Origin of the sequence: Streptomyces sp. NRRL B-24572 (assembly GCF_002156145.1) — a bacterium.
GTDB classification, from domain to species: domain Bacteria; phylum Actinomycetota; class Actinomycetes; order Streptomycetales; family Streptomycetaceae; genus Streptomyces; species Streptomyces vietnamensis.
Window position 1 is genome coordinate 1 of sequence record NZ_MWIG01001068.1, and the last position, 1,104, is coordinate 1,104.

Annotated in this window: 2 protein-coding genes; both read left to right on the forward strand. The window is 76.0% G+C overall.

What is annotated here, in order from left to right; all coding sequences use genetic code 11:
• On the forward strand, nt 1-449 hold a 449-nt coding region (locus tag CCN56_RS42385; RefSeq protein WP_143664828.1), incomplete at its 5' end, for a zinc-binding dehydrogenase.
• Between the two features lie 41 nt (nt 450-490).
• The coding region (locus CCN56_RS40210; protein WP_143664829.1) for a glycosyltransferase at nt 491-1,104 on the forward strand (614 nt) is incomplete at its 3' end.

A 1,104-nucleotide genomic window follows, 5' to 3' on the forward strand; every position in this document is an offset into this window, starting at 1 on the left:
TCCACGAGGAGCGGGCCGCCGACGAGATCGATCACTCCGTCCACCGGCCGGGAGACCTCCTTCGGCGCTCCGACCACCTCGTGTGCCCCGAGGCCGCGCAGGAGTTCGCCGTTGGCGGCCCGCTCCTCGTGGACGCGTACGACACGCTCGGCGAAGGCGGCACGCTCGTCGCCCTCGGGCACTCCGCCGGCACGGGCGAGGACTTCCCGTTCGGGGCGCTGTTCGGCGACCAGGGGCGGCACGACCGGTCCGTCGTGACCTTCTTCCTGCTCAACTGCGCCGGCCTCGACCGCGACCTGAGCTGGCTCGCCCACCGCGTCGCCGACGGGACCCTCGACCCGGGCATCACCTGGCGGGGCGGCTGGGACGACGCGGCGGACGCGGTCGCCGCCCTGCGCGCCGGCGGCCTGCACGGGAAGGCGGTCCTCACCTTCGACGGGCTCGGCTGACCGAGGATCCTGCCGACACCGGCCGGGTGTTGAATCGGGCCATGCGCATTCTGATCATCACCGCCGGTTCCCGGGGAGACGTCGCGCCCTTCACCGGCCTGGGGCGCCGCCTCCTCGACGCGGGCCATCAGGTCGCCGTGGCCGCCCACCCGTCCTTCGCCGCACTCGTCGGCGGCTGCGGCCTCGAACACCGGCCCGTGCCCGGAGACCCGGAGGCGCTCCTCCGGGGCTGGTCACGGGCGGCCTCGCGGGAGGAGGCCCAGGCGCTGACGAGGGCGTACGCGGACGGGCTCGCCGACGGGGTGGCGGAGGCCGTGGAAGGCGGGGCCGACCTGCTGCTCACGGCCCACGGCCCGGCCCCGCTGAGCCGGACGGCCGGCGAGGCGTTCGGCATCCCCGTCATCGGCACGTACCTCGTACCGTCGTTCGCGACCCGGGAGTTCCTCCTGCCCCACGCGCGGAGCACCGAAGACCAGGGCCCGGAGGGCAACCTCGCCGCGGGCCGGGACGTCATGAGGCGCGCCGAAGGGGCCTTCGCCGGCGGAGTGACCCGGCTGCGCGACCGCCTCGGACTGCCCGACGGCACGCCCTCGGCGGCGGCCGACATCCGGCCGGCCTTCCACGGCTACAGCCCGCTGGTGGTGCCGCGCCCCGG